15 protein-coding genes are annotated in these 16,867 nt (G+C 73.6%); 3 read left to right on the top strand and 12 right to left on the bottom strand.

Annotation, left to right across the window (positions count from 1 at the left end; translation table 11 throughout):
- Positions 1–190: 190 nt before the first annotated feature.
- Positions 191–2,296: a protein kinase gene (locus ACFVU3_RS01595; RefSeq protein WP_390062717.1), complete on the top strand. Its 2,106-nt coding sequence runs from the start codon at positions 191–193 to the stop codon at positions 2,294–2,296.
- A gap of 70 nt (positions 2,297–2,366) precedes the next feature.
- Here ACFVU3_RS01595 and gatB read toward each other — a convergent pair whose 3' ends face one another.
- The 10 genes from gatB to ACFVU3_RS01545 form a co-directional block, all read right to left on the bottom strand.
- Positions 2,367–3,878, bottom strand: coding sequence for an Asp-tRNA(Asn)/Glu-tRNA(Gln) amidotransferase subunit GatB (gatB, locus tag ACFVU3_RS01590; protein ID WP_390062715.1), 1,512 nt, complete (start codon positions 3,876–3,878; stop codon positions 2,367–2,369).
- A gap of 16 nt (positions 3,879–3,894) precedes the next feature.
- A complete protein-coding gene (locus ACFVU3_RS01585; protein WP_390062714.1) occupies positions 3,895–4,140 on the bottom strand; it encodes a hypothetical protein in 246 nt (81 codons plus the stop codon).
- Positions 4,137–5,630 (bottom strand): Asp-tRNA(Asn)/Glu-tRNA(Gln) amidotransferase subunit GatA, encoded by a 1,494-nt coding sequence (gene gatA / locus ACFVU3_RS01580; RefSeq protein ID WP_390062712.1) that lies wholly within the window; start codon positions 5,628–5,630, stop codon positions 4,137–4,139. Before gatA ends, ACFVU3_RS01585 begins: the two co-directional genes overlap by 4 nt.
- A 2-nt stretch (positions 5,631–5,632) precedes the next feature.
- Positions 5,633–5,929, bottom strand: coding sequence for an Asp-tRNA(Asn)/Glu-tRNA(Gln) amidotransferase subunit GatC (gene gatC, locus ACFVU3_RS01575; protein WP_030492502.1), 297 nt, complete (start codon positions 5,927–5,929; stop codon positions 5,633–5,635).
- A gap of 144 nt (positions 5,930–6,073) precedes the next feature.
- A complete protein-coding gene (locus ACFVU3_RS01570; protein WP_390062711.1) occupies positions 6,074–8,191 on the bottom strand; it encodes a putative bifunctional diguanylate cyclase/phosphodiesterase in 2,118 nt (705 codons plus the stop codon).
- An 11-nt stretch (positions 8,192–8,202) separates the two neighbouring features.
- Positions 8,203–8,334 carry a hypothetical protein gene (locus tag ACFVU3_RS01565; RefSeq protein ID WP_390062709.1) on the bottom strand — a complete coding sequence of 44 codons (132 nt, stop codon included), beginning with the start codon at positions 8,332–8,334 and terminating at the stop codon, positions 8,203–8,205.
- Between the two features lie 179 nt (positions 8,335–8,513).
- On the bottom strand, positions 8,514–10,715 hold the full coding sequence (ligA, locus tag ACFVU3_RS01560) for an NAD-dependent DNA ligase LigA (RefSeq protein ID WP_390062708.1): 2,202 nt from the start codon (positions 10,713–10,715) through the stop codon (positions 8,514–8,516).
- 33 nt (positions 10,716–10,748) lie between these two features.
- The gene (locus ACFVU3_RS01555; RefSeq protein ID WP_390062706.1) at positions 10,749–11,747 is read right to left on the bottom strand and encodes a methionine synthase; all 999 of its coding nucleotides are present in this window, start codon (positions 11,745–11,747) and stop codon (positions 10,749–10,751) included.
- Positions 11,748–11,749: 2 nt separating this feature from the next.
- A complete protein-coding gene (locus tag ACFVU3_RS01550; protein ID WP_390062704.1) occupies positions 11,750–12,448 on the bottom strand; it encodes an SDR family oxidoreductase in 699 nt (232 codons plus the stop codon).
- 7 nt (positions 12,449–12,455) lie between these two features.
- Positions 12,456–12,995, bottom strand: a complete 540-nt coding sequence (locus ACFVU3_RS01545; RefSeq protein ID WP_390062702.1) for a TIGR00730 family Rossman fold protein — start codon at positions 12,993–12,995, stop codon at positions 12,456–12,458.
- Positions 12,996–13,113: 118 nt separating this feature from the next.
- Between ACFVU3_RS01545 and ACFVU3_RS01540 the strand changes: the two genes are divergently transcribed.
- On the top strand, positions 13,114–13,707 hold the full coding sequence (locus tag ACFVU3_RS01540; protein ID WP_390062700.1) for an alpha/beta fold hydrolase: 594 nt from the start codon (positions 13,114–13,116) through the stop codon (positions 13,705–13,707).
- Between the two features lie 25 nt (positions 13,708–13,732).
- Here ACFVU3_RS01540 and mnmA read toward each other — a convergent pair whose 3' ends face one another.
- Entirely contained in the window at positions 13,733–14,857 is a 1,125-nt protein-coding gene (gene mnmA / locus ACFVU3_RS01535; protein WP_390062698.1) for a tRNA 2-thiouridine(34) synthase MnmA, read from the bottom strand.
- 60 nt (positions 14,858–14,917) lie between these two features.
- Here mnmA and ACFVU3_RS01530 point away from each other — a divergent pair, with 60 nt between their 5' ends.
- Positions 14,918–15,577 (top strand): N-acetylmuramoyl-L-alanine amidase, encoded by a 660-nt coding sequence (locus ACFVU3_RS01530; protein WP_390062696.1) that lies wholly within the window; start codon positions 14,918–14,920, stop codon positions 15,575–15,577.
- 12 nt (positions 15,578–15,589) lie between these two features.
- Here the strand turns inward: ACFVU3_RS01530 and ACFVU3_RS01525 are convergent, their stop codons facing one another.
- Positions 15,590–16,753, bottom strand: a complete 1,164-nt coding sequence (locus tag ACFVU3_RS01525; RefSeq protein WP_390062694.1) for a cysteine desulfurase family protein — start codon at positions 16,751–16,753, stop codon at positions 15,590–15,592.
- Between the last annotated feature and the right edge of the window lie 114 nt (positions 16,754–16,867).

Here is a 16,867-nt window from a genome sequence, read left to right as displayed (position 1 = left end):
CACGGCGGGGTCCCCGGGGAGCCCTACGGGGGCGGGCGCAGCGCGCGGGCGAAGGCGGGGGCGGGGCGCGTACGCGCTCGCGAACGGGCGGGGAGTCCCGCGTGCCGGGCGGCTCTCGCTCCTCGGTTGACCCCACCTCCTCCCGAACGGCAAGCTGACTTCCTGTCATTCACTGTGCCTTGGGGGAAAGTTGAGCAAGTCGGCACACCACATCGGGCCTGACTCCGCACCGGACCGCTACCGGCTGCTGCGTTCCATCGGACGCGGCGGCGAGGCGGTGCTCTATCTCGCCGAGATCGAGCTCGCGGGAGGCACCGAACCCGTCGTCGTCAAGGTCCTCGACTCCAAGACGACGATCACGCCCGAGATCTTCGAACGGGTCAGCCGCAAGTGGAACGAGCAGGCCGAGCTGCTGCGGTTCGTCAGCCGCCCCGGGGTCGTGGGCGTACGCGAGCACTTCCAGGGCTCGCCGATCCACGCGCCCGGCGAGTCCGGCACCCTCACCGGCCGGGCGCTCGTCCTGGTCATGAACCACGTCGACGGCCTCGACCTGCGCGACTGGCGCGCGGAGCGGACCCTGACCACCCCCGCCGAGCGGCGCGAGGTCATGCGGACGCTGGAACAGCTCGCGGACGTCCTCGACTGGCTGCACTCCGGCAAGGCCACGCCGTCCGGCCGGACCGTCGTCCACGGCGACCTCTCGCCGGGCAACGTGATGGTCGACGAGCACGGCCAGGCCACCCTCGTCGACTTCGGCCTCAGCAAGCTGACCGCCGACCACCAGACCGCCGAGGTCTGGTTCACGCCCGGGTACGCGGCGCCGGAGATCTTCGAGGGCAAGCGGACCCCGGCCACCGACCGGTACGCCTTCGGCGCCATCGCCTACTTCCTGCTGAGCGGCCAGTCCCCGCCGGCCACGCCCGAGCAGCTCTCGGCCGCCTTCGCCGGCGTGCCGCAGATCGCCGGGCTGCCGGCGGACCAGCGCAGGAAGGTGCTGGCCATCGCGGCGGCCGACGCGGACAAGCGCCCGCTGTCGCTGTCGTCGTGGGTCAAGGAGGTCCGGCACGGGGTGGTCTCCACGACGACCACCTCCCGTCCGGCGACCCCGCAGGACGCGGTCCCGCCCCGCCCGTCCGACGCCCCGGCCGTGCCCCCGCTCCCGGCGGTGGCGCCCCCGCCGTCCGAGCCGCCGGCCGCGGCGCCCCAGGACGCCGTACCGGCGCCGCCGGCGCAGCCCCCGGTCCCCGCGCAGGCGCCCGCCGCCGCGGAACCGCCCGCCCCGGTGCCGGCCCCGGCGCCCGCCCCGACTCCGGCCCCGGCCCCGACTCCCGCCCCGGATCCTGCCCCGGCCCCCCTTCCGGCCGTACAGGCCGCCGCCGACACGCCCCCGGCGGGCTTCGGCGCGCCCGCGCCGGCCCCGACCGTCCCCGGCCCTACCGGCCCCACCGGCTACGACGCCGGGCAGGGCGCGTACGGGCAGCCGACCGCCGGGATGCCGTCGTACGGCGGCCCGGGCTACGGCGGCCAGGGCGGCTTCGGGCCGCCGACGGCCGGGATGCCCACCGTCGGCGCCCACGGCGGGCCGACCGGCCCCCACCAGCCGTCGCAGCCCGAGCGGCGCAAGAGCCGCAAGGGTCTCGTGATCGGCGCCGTCACCGGCGTCCTCCTGGTCGCGGTCCTCGCGGTGGCCGGCATCCGGCTGCTCGCCGACCGTGACGCGAAGGACGGCAAGAACGACCGGGCCGCTTCGACCGGCACCACCGCCGCGGCGACCAGCGAGACCCCTTCCGAGGAGCCGACCACCGAGGAGCCCACGCAGGAGCCGACCACGGAGGCGCCGACGGAGGAGCCCACCACCGAGCCGTCCCCGAGCAGCAGCACGGCGGTCGCCCCCGGCTCCGTCCCGGACGCGACCGAGGCCGACCTCACCACCCTGGCCTCCGTCAGCGACCCCGACGACTTCGAGATCGGCAGCGCCAAGATCAACACCAAGGAGTACGGCTCCGCCCTGATCGGCGACTGCTACAACGGCGCCTACGTCGAGTACGACCTCAACCGGGAGTGGAAGACCTTCGAGTTCACGGCCGGCATCGACGACGGTTCCAGCATCGAGACCGCCCGGATCGTGGTCTCGATCGACGACAAGCCCGCGATCTTCAACGAGACCGTGGACCTCGGCAAGCCGATCACCAAGAGCCTGGAGATCGAAGGGGCCCTGCGGCTCCGCCTCAAGGTCGAGGCGACCTGCACCGACTCCGGCAACGGCATCATCGCCGCCCCCATGCTGAAGCGGTAGCCCGCCGTACGACGACGAGCGGCCCCGCACCGGAACTCCGGTGCGGGGCCGCTCTCGTACGCGACCGGGGTCAGCCCTCGCTGACGCCCAGCTTCTCCAGGATGAGGTCCTTGACCTTCGCCGCGTCGGCCTGGCCACGGGTGGCCTTCATGACCGCGCCGACGAGCGCGCCGACCGCCGCGACCTTGCCGCCGCGGATCTTGTCCGCGATGGCCGCGTTGCCCGCGATGGCCTCGTCGACGGCCGTGCCGAGCGCGCCGTCGTCGGAGACGACCTTCAGACCGCGCTTCTCGACGACCTCGTCCGGGGTGCCCTCGCCGGCGAGGACGCCCTCGATGACCTGGCGGGCGAGCTTGTCGTTGAGGTCGCCGCCGGTGACCAGGGCCGAGACCCGGGCCACGTCCGCCGGGGTGATGGGCAGCTCCTCCAGGGAGACGCCCTTCTCGTTGGCGTTCCGGGCCAGCTCGCCCATCCACCACTTGCGGGCGGAGGCCGCGTCGGCGCCCGCCTCGACGGTGGCGACGATCGGGTCGACCGCGCCCGCGTTGAGGATGGACTGCATCTCCTGCTCGGAGACGCCCCACTCCTCGCGCAGCCGGTTGCGGCGCACGCGCGGCAGCTCGGGCAGACCCTTGCGCAGCTCCTCGACCCACGCGCGGGACGGGGCGATCGGGACCAGGTCCGGCTCCGGGAAGTAGCGGTAGTCCTCGGCGTTGTCCTTGATGCGGCCCGAGGTGGTGGAGCCGTCGTCCTCGTGGAAGTGACGGGTCTCCTGCACGATCGTGCCGCCGGACTCCAGGACCGCCGCGTGGCGCTGGATCTCGAAGCGCGCCGCCCGCTCCACGGAGCGGAGCGAGTTCACGTTCTTCGTCTCCGAGCGGGTGCCGAAGGTCTGGGTGCCGTTCGGGCGCAGCGACAGGTTGACGTCGCAGCGCATCTGGCCCTTGTCCATGCGCGCCTCGGAGACGCCCAGGGCGCGGATCAGCTCGCGCAGCTCGGCGACGTACGCCTTGGCGACCTCGGGTGCCCGCTCGCCCGCGCCCTCGATCGGCTTGGTGACGATCTCGATGAGCGGGATGCCGGCCCGGTTGTAGTCGAGCAGCGAGTGCGAGGCGCCGTGGATGCGGCCGGTCGCGCCACCGATGTGGGTGGACTTGCCGGTGTCCTCCTCCATGTGGGCGCGCTCGATCTCCACGCGGAAGACCTCGCCGTCCTCCAGCTGGACGTCCAGGTAGCCGTTGAAGGCGATCGGCTCGTCGTACTGGGAGGTCTGGAAGTTCTTCGGCATGTCCGGATAGAAGTAGTTCTTCCGGGCGAAGCGGCACCACTCGGCGATCTCGCAGTGCAGCGCGAGGCCGATCTTGATGGCGGACTCGACGCCGATCTCGTTCACGACCGGCAGTGCGCCGGGCAGACCGAGACAGGTCGGGCAGGTCTGCGCGTTGGGCTCGGCGCCCAGCTCGGTCGAGCAGCCGCAGAACATCTTGGTCTTCGTGCCGAGCTCGACATGGACCTCCAGGCCCATGACGGGGTCGTACGAGGCCAGTGCCGCCTCGTACGAGAGCAGTTCAGTGACAGTCACGGTGGAACTTTCCCTCTCAGCCCAGCAGGACGTCGTCGTCGCCGAGGCGCTTCAGCTCGCGGTAAAGGATCGCGAGGCCGGTGACGATGGCGGCGGCGGACACGACGGCATCGACCAGCTTCAGCGTGTCGTGCTCGGTGCGGGCCTTCTTGATCTGCTTCGTCACGGTCACCGCGCCGAACGCGGTGGTGGCCATGGACAGGTACGTGCCGGTCTTGGACTTCTTGAAGCCCTTGGCCTTCTGCAGTGCACTGGTACTCACAGCGACGGAGCCTCCTCGATCAGCGGGTGACCCCACTTTTCCACGAAGGCGGCCTCGACGGCGGCACCGACCTTGTAGAGCCGGTCGTCCTGCATGGCGGGGGCGATGATCTGCAGCCCGACCGGGAGACCGTCCTCCGGCGCCAGGCCGCAGGGCAGCGACATGGCGGCGTTTCCGGCCAGGTTGGTCGGGATGGTGCACAGGTCCGCGAGGTACATCGCCATCGGGTCGTCGGCGCGCTCGCCGATCGGGAAGGCGGTGGTCGGCGTCGTCGGGGAGACGATCACGTCGACCTGTTCGAAGGCGCTCTCGAACTCGCGGGTGATGAGGGTGCGGACCTTCTGGGCCGAGCCGAACCACGCGTCGTAGTAGCCGGAGCTGAGCGCGTAGGTGCCGAGGATGATGCGGCGCTTCACCTCGGGGCCGAAGCCGGCCTCGCGGGTCAGGGCGGTGACGTCCTCGGCGGACCGGGTGCCGTCGTCGCCGGCGCGCAGGCCGTAGCGCAGGCCGTCGAAGCGGGCCAGGTTGGACGAGCACTCGGACGGCGCGATCAGGTAGTACGCCGAGAGGGCCAGGTCGAAGGACGGGCAGTCCAGCTCGACGATCTCGGCGCCCAGCTCCTTCAGCAGCTCGACGGACTCGTCGAAGCGCTGCATGACGCCGGCCTGGTAGCCCTCGCCGCGGAACTGCTTGACGACGCCGACGCGCATCCCGGCCACCGAGCCGTTGCGCGCGGCCTCGACCACGGGCGGGACCGGCAGGTCGGCGGAGGTGGAGTCGAGCGGGTCGTGGCCGGCGATCGCCTCGTGCAGCAGGGCCGCGTCCAGGACCGTGCGGGCACAGGGGCCGCCCTGGTCGAGGGAGGAGGAGAAGGCCACCATGCCGTAGCGGGAGACCGCGCCGTAGGTCGGCTTGACGCCGACGGTGCCGGTGACGGCGGCGGGCTGGCGGATCGAGCCGCCGGTGTCCGTGCCGATGGCGAGCGGGGCCTGGAACGCGGCGAGCGCGGCCGAGGAGCCGCCGCCGGAGCCGCCGGGGATCCGGGTGAGGTCCCAGGGGTTGCCGGTGGGGCCGTAGGCGCTGTTCTCGGTGGAGGAGCCCATGGCGAACTCGTCCATGTTGGTCTTGCCGAGGATGACCACGTCGGCGGCCTTGAGGCGCTTGACCAGGGTCGCGTCGTACGGCGGGATCCAGCCCTCGAGCATCTTCGAGCCGACCGTGGTGGGCACGCCCCGGGTCGTGAAGATGTCCTTGAGGGCCAGCGGGACGCCGGCCAGCGGGCCGAGCTTCTCGCCGCGGGCGCGCTTCTCGTCGACGGCGCGGGCCTGCGCGAGGGCGCCCTCGCGGTCGACGTGGAGGAAGGCGTGCACCTTCTCGTCGACGGCGTCGATGCGGGCCAGGTGGGCCTCGGTGACCTCGACCGCGGTGAGCTCGCCGGAAGCGATCTTCGCGGCGATCTCGGCGGCGGTGAGCTTGATGATGTCCGTCATGGTCAGTCCTCCCCCAGGATCTGCGGCACCTTGAAACGCTGCTGTTCCTGGGCGGGGGCGCCCGAGAGCGCCTGCGCGGGGGTGAGCGAAGGGCGGACCTCGTCCGCGCGCATGACGTTCGTCAGCGGCAGCGGGTGGGAGGTCGGCGGTACGTCCTGCTCGGCGACCTCGGAGACGCGGGCGACCGCGCCGATGATGTCGTCGAGCTGACCGGCGAAGTGGTCGAGTTCCTCGTCGGCGAGTTCCAGACGCGCCAGCCGAGCGAGGTGTGCGACCTCCTCGCGCGTGATGCCAGGCATGCAGCGATCCTCTGGGGTGAGTCTGATGGTGTGGGGCCAATCCTATGGGGACGGCGCCCGTGCCCGTGAAACGGTCACCCCGGAGAAGCCCCTGAGCGGACCCGGAAGGGTCCGCTCAGGGGGTCCGCCGGGCGTCGGCGGGGGTCACTGCACGACGTGTCCGGGGGCCGGGTCGAGCTCGGCGGCGGGCGCCGCGGCCGTCTCGGCGGCCCGGCGCCAGCCGTGCTCGCCGCGGGCGCGGAGCCAGGCGGTGGTCTCGGCGGGCGGCATGGCGGCGGAGACCAGCCAGCCCTGGACGGCGTCGCAGCCCAGGTCGCGCAGCCGCTCCCAGGTCTCGTCGTCCTCGACGCCCTCGGCGACGACGAGGAGGCCGAGGGAGTGGGCGAGGTCGACGGTGCAGCGGACGATCTCGGCGTCCTCGGTGTCGACGGCGAGCCGGGCGACGAAGGAGCGGTCGATCTTGAGTTCGCTGACGGGGAGCCGCCGGAGGTGGACGAGGGAGGAGTAGCCGGTGCCGAAGTCGTCCAGGGACATCTTGACGCCGTGGCCGGTGAGGCCGTTCAGCGTGTCGGCGGCGCGCTGCGGGTCCTCCAGGAGGACGTGTTCCGTTATCTCCAGCTGGAGCGAGCCGGCCGGGACGCCGTGCCGGGCGAGGCGGGCGGCGACGGCACCGGCGAAGCCGGGGGTGTGGACGTCGCGCGGCGAGACGTTGACGGCGACCGGCACCTCCAGGCCCTGGGCGCGCCAGCGGGCGACCTGGGCGAGGGCGGTCTCCAGGACGTACTCGGTGAGGTGCGGCATCAGGCCGGAGGACTCGGCGATGGCGATGAACTCGTCCGGGGGAACCTTTCCGCGCTCGGGGTGGACCCAGCGGACGAGGGCCTCCAGACCGGCGACCTGGCCGTCGAAGCGGACCTTCGGCTGGTAGTGGAGCTCGACCTCTCCGGCGTCGAGGGCGCGGCGCAGATCGCCCAGGAGACCGAGGCGGTCGGGGGTGTTGGAGTCCCGCTTGGACTCGTACACCTCGACCCCGGTGCGGTCGCGCTTGGCCTGGTACATGGCGACGTCGGCGCGGCGCAGCAGGCCCTCGGCGTCGCCGGCGTGGTCGGGGTAGACGGCGACGCCGGCACTGGCCTCCAGGACGAGGGTGAGCCCGTCGAGGTCGAGCGGGGAGGAGAGGGCGGCGACGAGGTGGCGGGCGACCCGCTGGGCGCTGGTGGTGGAGTCGGCGACGGGCAGCAGGACGGCGAACTCGTCGCCGCCGAGGCGGGCGGCCTCGGCGCCGCGGGGCAGGGCGAGGCGGAGCCGTTCGGCGATCTGGAGGAGGAGCCGGTCGCCGGCGAGGTGGCCGAGGGTGTCGTTGACCGACCGGAAGCGGTCGAGGTCGATGAGGACGAGGGCGGCGCGGGCCTGCTCGCCCTCGGCGTCCTCCAGGGCGGTCCAGGTCCGTTCCAGCAGCCACTGGCGGTTGGGGAGGCCGGTGAGCGGGTCGCGGAGCTGCTCCTCGGCGCGGGCGCGGGCGATCCAGAGGGTGGAGTCGAGGGCGATGAGCGGGATCGCGAAGAGCGGCAGGAGGAGCGGGAAGGCGGCGGCGACGACGCAGATCAGCGGGGCGATGCCGAGCAGGGCGACGGCGACCAGCCCCTGCCGGAGCAGGGCGGTGCGGGCGACGGTGGGCAGGCCGCGGCCGGGCGGGGCGAGGGTGTACCAGAGCAGCAGCCGGGTCGCGAGGAGGTAGGCCCCGGCGGCGAGGACGATCTCCGGGACGTCGGCGATCCCCCAGTCGAGCGGGTGCCAGGGCCGGTCGACGCTGGGGACGTCGCCGAAGACGGCGAGGACGAGCGCGGCGGCGGCGACGCCGAGGATGTCGGCGGCGCCGTGCAGCAGGCCCTGCCGCCAGCGGTGCCGGCGGGCGGCGCTGACGAGGACGACGACGGTGAGCGAGACGAGTCCGGCGGGGATCCAGCCGTAGAGGAGGAGGACGGCGAGGGTGAGGGCGGCGCCGGAGCCGGTACCGCCCCACCAGCGCTCGCGCCCGAGGGCGACGAGGTGGCCGACGATGAGGCCCGTGAGGAGGGCGAGGGACCAGCCCGCGACCCCGCCGGGGAAGAGCGGGTGGCCGGTCGTCAGGGCCCGCTGGAGCCCGGTGACGAGCACGGCGGCGGCGGTGCCCACCACGGCGGCGGGCAGGCCGGTGAAGCCCGCGGGGAGCACCCGGCCGCGCGGCCGTGGCACCGGGGCGGCACTCTCGGTCGGTTCCATTCCCGTCCCTCTCACAGGCGGCGGTGCCGTCGCTGTCCGATGGACCGCGGCGAGGCGGCCCGGGTGGCGTCCGGCCGCCGCTGGTACGCCCCGCCGGCTTCGGGGGCGGGGCGCAGGGCGCGGGGCCGTTCGTCCTGGCGCACGGCCGCGCAGAACCCTCGCGGCGGTGCGGGACGAGACGCACGGTCACCACACTAGGCCGCCGAGGGCACCGAGGGGCAGCGCTCTCCCTCTCTTGCCCGAATGCGACCTGGCCACCCGTAACGATCTGGTATGCGCCGAACGGGTGAGCTTCCGGGGGCGGAGAGGGGGTGACCCGGGGTTACTCCTCGACCGGCTGTGCGGCCTCGCGGGCGGCCTCGGGACCCTGTTCGAGCAGGATCTTGAAGCCCTCCTCGTCCAGAACCGGAACCTTCAGCTGCATGGCCTTGTCGTACTTGGAACCCGGGTTCTCGCCCACGACGACGAAGCTCGTCTTCTTCGAAACGGAACCGGTGACCTTGGCTCCGCGGCTCTGGAGCGACTCTTTTGCGCCATCCCGGGTGAACTGCTCCAGGGTGCCGGTCACGACGACCGTGAGGCCCTCCAGCGGGCGGGGGCCCTCGTCCTCCCCGGCGCCCTCGTCCTCCAGGGTGATGCCGGCGGCGCGCCACTTCCGCACGATCTCGCGGTGCCACTCCTCGGAGAACCACTGCTTCACCGCGGTGGCGATGATGCCGCCGACGCCGTCGACGGCGGCCAGCTCCTCCTCGGTGGCCTGCTCGATCCGCTCCAGGGAGCGGAACTCGCGGGCCAGCGCCTCGGCGGCGACGGGGCCGACGTGGCGGATGGAGAGGCCGTTGATGAACCGGGCGAGCGGGCGGGTCTTGGCGGCCTCGATGTTCGCCAGCATGGCGAGCGCGTTCTTCTTCGGCTCGCCCTTCTGGTTGGCGAAGACGGTGACGATCTTCTCCTCGCCGGTCTTCGGGTCCCGCTTGGGCAGCCCGCTGTCGGCGTCGAGGACGTACGCCTTGATCGGGAGCAGCTGCTCGATGGTGAGGTCGAAGAGGTCGCCCTCGTCGGCGAGCGGCGGCTCGGCGGGCTCCAGGGGCCGGGTGAGGGCGGCGGCGGCCACGGCGCCGAAGTTCTCGATGTCCAGGCACTGGCGGCCGGCGAGGAAGAAGAGCCGCTCGCGCAGCTGGGCCGGGCAGGTCCGGGCGTTCGGGCAGCGGAGGTCGATGTCGCCCTCCTTCATCGGCTTCAGCGCCGTGCCGCACTCGGGGCACTCGGCCGGCATCACGAACTCGCGCTCGGTGCCGTCCCGCAGGTCGACGACCGGACCGAGGATCTCGGGGATGACGTCGCCGGCCTTGCGGAGCACCACGGTGTCGCCGATGAGGACGCCCTTGGCCTTCACCACCTCCTGGTTGTGGAGGGTGGCGAACTCGACCTCGGAGCCGGCCACGGTGACCGGCTCCACCTGCGCGTACGGGGTGACGCGGCCGGTGCGGCCGACGCCGACCTTGATGTCGACCAGCTTGGTGTTGACCTCCTCCGGCGCGTACTTCCACGCGATGGCCCAGCGCGGGGCGCGCGCGGTGGAGCCGAGCCGGCCCTGGAGGGGGATCTCGTCGAGCTTGACGACGACGCCGTCGATCTCGTGGGCCACGGAGTGGCGGTTCTCGCCGTAGTACGCGATGAACTCGCGCACCTCGGGGAGGGAGGAGACCACCCTGTTGTGCGTGGAGGTGGGCAGGCCCCACTCCCGCAGGAGCCCGTACGCCTCCGAGAGGCGGGCGATCTCGAAGCCCTCGCGGGCGCCGATGCCGTGGACCACCATGTGGAGCGGGCGGGTGGCGGTGACCTTCGGGTCCTTCTGGCGCAGCGAGCCTGCGGCCGCGTTGCGCGGGTTGGCGAAGGGCTTGTCGCCGGCGTCCACCAGGCGCGCGTTCAGTGCCTCGAACGCCTCCATGGGGAAGTAGACCTCGCCCCGGATCTCGACGAGCTCCGGGATCCGGTCGCCCTGGAGGCGCTCGGGGATGTCGGCGATCGTCCGCACGTTGGGCGTGATGTCCTCGCCGGCGCGGCCGTCGCCGCGGGTGGCGGCGCGGGTGAGCCGGCCGTGCTCGTAGGTGAGGTTGACGGCGAGGCCGTCGACCTTGAGCTCGCACAGGAAGTGGAAGTCGGGGGTGCCGACGTCCCGGGCGACGCGCTCGGCCCAGGTGGACAGCTCCTCGTCGTCGAAGGCGTTGTCCAGCGAGAGCATGCGCTCGCGGTGCTCGACGGAGGCGAAGTCCGTCTCGTACTGCCCGGCCACCTTCTGGGTCGGCGAGTCGGGCGTGCGCAGCTCCGGGTGCTCCTCCTCCAGCGCCTCCAGGGCGCGCAGGAGCCGGTCGAACTCCGCGTCGCTGACGACCGGCTGGTCCTTCACGTAGTACCGGAAGCGGTGCTCCTCGACCTGCTCGGCCAGCTCGGCGTGCTTCTCCCGTGCCTCGGCGGGCACGACCGCCTCTCCGCCGGGCAGGGCCCCCTGTTCGACTGCCACCTTCGTCCGTCCTCCCGTGCCTTCAGAACCCGGTCACTCTGGGTTGTCCGCGAGCGATCTCGCCGCCCGGGCGCAGTGGGCGAGCGCCGCCCGGGCGTACGCGGGCGAGGCGCCCGCGAGCCCGCAGGTGGGGGTGACGACCACGGACTCGGCGAGAGTCCCCGGATTCAGCCCCAGCCTGCGCCACAGCGTCCTGACACCCATGACGCTACCGCCCGGGTCGGACAATGCCGTGTCGGTGGAGGGCACCACACCGGCGAAGAGCTTCGTGCCGGCCTCCACGGCCTCGCCGAGGGGCTCCTCGTCACGTTCGGTGAGCAGGCCGAAGTCGAACGAGACGCCCGCGGCGCCGGCCCTGCGGAGCAGCGCGAAGGGGACGCCTGGGGCGCAGGAGTGGACGGTGACGGGCCCGTCGTGGGCGGCGATCACGTCCCGCAGGGCGGCCTCCACGACCTGCCGGTCGACGGCCCGGTGGGTGCGGTAGCCGCTGGCGGTGCGGATCTGCCCGAGGAGGACGGAGGTGAGGGAGGGCTCGTCGAGCTGGAGCACGATCCGGGCGCCGGGGACGCGCTTGGCGACGTCGGCGAGGTGCTCGCGCAGGCCGTCGGCGAGGGAGGCGGCGAGGTCGCGGCAGGCTCCGGGGTCGCCCAGGGCGGCCTCCCCGCCGCGGAGTTCCAGGGCGGCGGCGAGGGTCCACGGGCCGACGGCCTGGACCTTGAGCGGCCCCTCGTAACCCTGGGTGAACTCCTCCAGGGCGTCGAGGTCCTCGCCGAGCCAGGAGCGGGCGCGGCGGGTGTCGCGGCCGGGCCGGTCGCTGATCCGCCAGCCGCTGGGCTCCACGTGCGCGTACAGGTCGACGAGCAGCCCGAGGGTGCGGCCGATCATGTCGGCGCCGGGGCCGCGGGCGGGGAGTTCGGCGAGGAAGGGGAAGTCCTCGAAGGAGCCGGTGACGGTCTTGGCGGCCTCGCGGGCGTCGCCGCCGGGCAGCGAGCCGACGCCGGTCGCGGGACCCCACTGGGGAACGTCGTTCATGGTCATCGCCCCGGACGGACCGTCAGGTCGTTGACCTCGGCGTCGCGCGGCAGGTCGAGGGCCATCACGATCGTGGTCGCGACGGACTCGGGGTCGATCCACCGCGCGGGGTCGTACTCCTTGCCCTCCTGCTGGTGCACCTTGGCCTGCATGGGGCTGGCGGTGCGGCCCGGGTAGACGGAGGTGACCCGGACGCCGTGGGCGTGCTCCTCGTGGCGCAGGGAGTCGGCGAGGGCCTTCAGGCCGTGCTTGGAGGCGGCGTACGCGCTCCACTCGGCGTGCGCGTTCAGCCCGGCGCCGGAGTTCACGAAGACGACGTGGCCCTGGGAGACGCGGAGCTGGGGCAGGAAGTGCCGGGTCAGTTCGGCGGGCGCGACCAGGTTCACGTTCAGCTGGTGGTGCCATGCCTTGGGGGTGAGCTCGCCCACCGTGCCGAGGTCGACGACGCCGGCGATGTGCAGCAGCGAGTCGACCCGGTCGGGCAGGCTCTGGTGCGAGAACGCCCAGGAGAGCCGGTCCGGATCGGCGAGGTCCCCCACGAGCGTGCGCGCGCCGGGGAACTCGGCCGCCAGCTCCTTGGCGCGCCCCGCGTCGCGCGCGTGCAGCACGAGTTCGTCCCCGCGCGCGTGCAGCCGCCGGGCGACGGCGGCGCCGATGCCGGAACCGGCCCCGGTGATCACATGAGTAGCCATGGGCACCATGGTCCCATCAGCGGGCGGCGATCTCGCTCTCCAGGTACGCGAGGGCCGTGCGCCCGTCCTCGGCGAAGAAGGCGAGTTCGGTGAGGGGGCGGGGGAGGAAGCCTTCGTCCTCCATGCGCTGGAACTGGGTCTTGAGGCCGTCGTAGAAGCCGGCGGTGTTGAGGACGACGACGGGCTTGGTGTGCTGGGCGTGCTTCTTGAGCTCCAGGATCTCGGTGGCCTCGTCGAGGGTGCCGGTGCCGCCGACCATGACGACGATCGCGTCGGACTTGGCGAGGAGGAGCGCCTTCCGTTCGGCGAGGTCCTTGGTGATGGTCATCTCGTCGGCGTCCGGGCGGGCCTTGGCGGCGAGGAAGTCGACGGAGACGCCGACGAGGCGGCCGCCGGCCTCCTGGACGCCGTCGGCGACGACCTTCATCAGGCCGGTGTCGGAGCCGCCCCAGACGAGGGTGTGGCCGGCCTTGCCGAGGAGGCCGGCGAACTCGCGGGCGGGGACGGTGTAGCGCTCGTCGAGGTCGGCGGCGGAGAGGAAGACGCAGATGTTCATGGCGCCCACGGTAGGGCACGGGTTCTTTCGTACCGTCCTGACCTGCGGGTTCCAAGATTCTTCGGGGAATTCCGGGGCGCGGCGATGAGTTCCGGCGGGGGCGCCGGTCTGCCCTGCCATGGACGAGGTGAGGACGGTCGTGTCCCGGGACGGGACGACGATCGCGTACGGGCGGTACGGGGCGGGGGCCGGGGATCGGCCCGCGGTGGTGCTGGTGAGCGGGGCGCTGGGGACGGGGGCCGGACAGGCGCCGCTGGCCCGGCTGCTGGCGCGGGACTTCCCGGTGTTCGTCTACGACCGCCGGGGGCACGGCCGGAGCGGCGGGAGCGGGCCGTACGCGGTGGAGCGGGAGTACGAGGACCTGGCGGCGGTGCTGGCGGCGGCGGGCCCGGGCGCGGCGGTGCACGGCAGCGGGACGGGCGGGGCGCTGGCGCTCGCGGCCGCGGCGGCGGGGGTGCCGGTGGCGGCGGTGTCGGTGTTCGAGCCGCCCTGTCCGGGGCTGTGCCCGGAGGTCCACGCGCGCGTGCTGGTGGTCGACGGGGGCGCGAGTCCGGCGCCGGTCCGGCGGGCCGCCCGGGCGCTGTCCGCGTTCCTGCCGCGGGCCCGGCACCGGACGCTCACGGGGCAGACCCACGAGGTGGCGCCCCATGTGCTGGCGCCGGTGCTCGCGGAGTTCGTGGCGGAGGTCGCGGAGGAGGCGGAGCCGGCGTGAGCCGCGCGGCTCCGCCGGGCCCGGGTCAGGCGGGGGCGGGGGCCGTGCGCCGTACCGTCGCCGCGATCGTCGCGGAGCCGACCACGCGGGTGCCGTCGTAGAGGACGATCGCCTGGCCGGGGGCGACGCCGCGGACGGGCTCGGCGAAGGCGACCTTCAGCTCGCCGTCCTCCAGGGCCGCGGTCACCTCGGTCTCGCCGCCGTGGGCGCGGAGCTGGGCGGTGTAGCGGCCGGGACCGGCGGGGGCGGTGCCGCACCAGCGGGGCTTGATCGCGGTGAGGGCGGTGACGTCGAGGGCCTCGGCGGGGCCGACGGTGACGGTGTTGTTGACGGGCGAGATGTCGAGGACGTAGCGGGGCTTGCCGTCGGCGGCCGGGTGGCCGATGCGCAGGCCCTTGCGCTGGCCGATGGTGAAGCCGAAGGCGCCCTCGTGGGTGCCGAGCTTGGCGCCGGACTCGTCGACGATGTCGCCCTCGGCCTTGCCCAGGCGGGACGCGAGGAAGCCCTGGGTGTCGCCGTCGGCGATGAAGCAGATGTCGTGGCTGTCGGGCTTCTTGGCGACGGCGAGGCCGCGCCGCTCGGCCTCGGCCCGGATCTCGTCCTTGGTGGTGAGGGTGTCGCCGAGCGGGAAGAGGGCGTGGGCGAGCTGCTGCTCGTCGAGGACGCCGAGCACGTACGACTGGTCCTTGGCCATGTCGGAGGCGCGGTGCAGCTCGCGGGTGCCGTCCTCGTTCAGCACCACGGTGGCGTAGTGGCCGGTGCAGACGGCGTCGAAGCCGAGGGCGAGCGCCTTGTCGAGCAGGGCGGCGAACTTGATCTTCTCGTTGCAGCGCAGGCACGGGTTGGGCGTGCGGCCCGCCTCGTACTCCGCGACGAAGTCGTCGACGACGTCGGCGCGGAAGCGCTCGGCGAGGTCCCACACGTAGAAGGGGATGCCGATGACGTCGGCGGCCCGGCGCGCGTCGCGGGAGTCCTCGATGGTGCAGCAGCCGCGGGCTCCGGTGCGGAAGGACTGCGGGTTCGCGGAGAGCGCGAGATGCACGCCGGTGACGTCGTGCCCGGCTTCGACGGCTCGGGCGGCGGCGACGGCGGAGTCCACTCCGCCGGACATGGCGGCGAGGACACGAAGGGGGCGCGGAGTCTCAGTCATAGCCCTACCAGGGTAAGGGTCGGCGGGAACCGTGCGGCCGGGACCGGCGTTCTGGGGTGCATGGGGAGCGAGAACGGGAAGAAGCGGGGGGTCGGCCGGCGCGCGGTGCTGGTCGGCGGCGGCGTGGCCGTGCTGGGTACGGCCGCGCTGGCGCGCGAGGAGCTGGCGCGGGCCTGGTGGCGGCTGCCGTGGATGGAGAAGCCGCGGGTGGACGGGGAGCTGGACTACCGGGCGGCCGCGTGGACGGCGGCGCACCAGGCGAACTCCCGGCGGGCGGACCGGCCGGACGACTACCGGATCGACCGGGTGGTGATCCACGTGGTGCAGGGCAGCTACGCCACCGCCCTGAAGGTCTTCAGGAACCCGCTGCACGAGGCCGCCACGCACTACGTGGTCGGCAAGGACGGACGGGTGGCGCAGATGGTGCGGGAGCTCGACGTGGCCTATCACGCCGGGAACCGGGACATGAACGAGCGGAGCGTCGGCATCGAGCACGAGGGCTTCGTGGACCGGCCGAAGGACTTCACGAAGGCCATGTACGAGGCGTCGGCCCGGCTGACCGCGGACATCTGCGCCCGGCACGGCATACCGGTCGACCGGGAGCACATCATCGAGCACGCGGAGGTCGAGGGCACCGACCACACCGACCCCGGCCCGCACTGGGACTGGGACCGGTACATGGAGCTGGTCCGCCGGGAGCGGGCGAAGCTCCCGGCGTGAGACCGGCGGGGTTCAGCTGAGGCCGGCGGTCCTGGCCCGCTCCACGGCGGGGCCGATGGCGTCGGCGACGGCCCGCACGTCCTCGTCGGTGGAGGTGTGGCCGAGGGAGAAGCGGAGGGTGCCGCGGGCCAGGTCGGGGTCGGCGCCGGTGGCGAGGAGGACGTGGCTGGGCTGGGCGATGCCGGCGGTGCAGGCGGAGCCGGTGGAGCAGGCGATGCCGGCGGCGTCCAGGAGGAGGAGCAGGGAGTCGCCCTCGCAGCCGGGGAAGGTGAAGTGGGCGTTGGCGGGGAGCCGGTCGACCGGGTCGCCGCCGAGGAGCGCGTCCGGGACGGCCGTACGGACGGCGGTGACGAGGGAGTCGCGCAGGGCGCCGATGTCACGGGCGAAGCCCTCCTGGCCGTCGGCGGCGATGCGGGCGGCGGTGGCGAAGGCGGCGACGGCGGGGACGTCGAGGGTGCCGGAGCGGACGTGGCGCTCCTGGCCGCCGCCGTGTAGCACGGGGACGGGGGTGTGCTCGCGGCCCAGCAGCAGGGCGCCGATGCCGTAGGGGCCGCCGATCTTGTGGCCGGAGAGGGTGAGGGCGGCGAGCCCGGAGGCGCCGAAGTCGACCGGGAGCTGGCCGACGGCCTGGACGGCGTCGGCGTGCAGCGGGACCCCGAACTCGGCGGCGACGTCGGCGAGCGCGCGGACCGGCATCACGGTGCCGATCTCGTTGTTGGCCCACATGACGGTGGCGAGGGCGACGGATTCCGGGTCGCGGGCGATCGCCTCGCGCAGCGCCTCGGGGTGGACCCGGCCGTGGGCGTCGACCGGCAGGTACTCGACCCGGGCGCCCTCGTGGGTCGCGAGCCAGTCGACGGCGTCGAGGACGGCGTGGTGCTCGACGGGGCTGGCGAGGACGCGGGTGCGGCGCGGGTCGGCGTCGCGGCGGGACCAGTAGAGGCCCTTGACCGCGAGGTTGTCGGCCTCGGTGCCGCCGGAGGTGAACACCACCTCGCTGGGCCGGGCGCCGAGCGCGGCGGCGAGGGTCTCGCGGCCCTCCTCGACGGTCCGCCGGGCGCGCCGCCCGGCGGCGTGCAGGGACGAGGCGTTGCCCGTGACGGCGAGGTGGGCGGTCATCGCCTCGATCGCCTCGGGCAGCATGGGCGTGGTCGCGGCGTGGTCGAGGTAAGCCATGGTGGGTCGATTCTACGAGCCCGGCCGCGGCCTTCCTCTACGAGCCCGGCCCGGTCCCCGACGACCGTTCGGTCCGGAGTGCGGACGGGGCCCTCCCCCGCGGCCGCGGCCCGT

The organism is Streptomyces sp. NPDC058052 (assembly GCF_042885515.1).
Lineage (GTDB): Bacteria > Actinomycetota > Actinomycetes > Streptomycetales > Streptomycetaceae > Streptomyces.
This window is presented reverse-complemented; position numbering and strand designations above follow the sequence as displayed.

Coding starts and splice junctions, on each gene's coding strand:
- gatA (WP_390062712.1), bottom strand. CDS start 5,630: ATGACGGACATCATCAAGCTCACCGCCGCCGAGATCGCCGCGAAGATC.
- gatC (WP_030492502.1), bottom strand. CDS start 5,929: ATGCCTGGCATCACGCGCGAGGAGGTCGCACACCTCGCTCGGCTGGCG.
- ACFVU3_RS01570 (WP_390062711.1), bottom strand. CDS start 8,191: ATGGAACCGACCGAGAGTGCCGCCCCGGTGCCACGGCCGCGCGGCCGG.
- ACFVU3_RS01555 (WP_390062706.1), bottom strand. CDS start 11,747: ATGAACGACGTTCCCCAGTGGGGTCCCGCGACCGGCGTCGGCTCGCTG.
- ACFVU3_RS01550 (WP_390062704.1), bottom strand. CDS start 12,448: ATGGTGCCCATGGCTACTCATGTGATCACCGGGGCCGGTTCCGGCATC.
- ACFVU3_RS01545 (WP_390062702.1), bottom strand. CDS start 12,995: ATGAACATCTGCGTCTTCCTCTCCGCCGCCGACCTCGACGAGCGCTAC.
- ACFVU3_RS01540 (WP_390062700.1), top strand. CDS start 13,114: ATGGACGAGGTGAGGACGGTCGTGTCCCGGGACGGGACGACGATCGCG.
- mnmA (WP_390062698.1), bottom strand. CDS start 14,857: ATGACTGAGACTCCGCGCCCCCTTCGTGTCCTCGCCGCCATGTCCGGC.
- ACFVU3_RS01530 (WP_390062696.1), top strand. CDS start 14,918: ATGGGGAGCGAGAACGGGAAGAAGCGGGGGGTCGGCCGGCGCGCGGTG.
- ACFVU3_RS01525 (WP_390062694.1), bottom strand. CDS start 16,753: ATGGCTTACCTCGACCACGCCGCGACCACGCCCATGCTGCCCGAGGCG.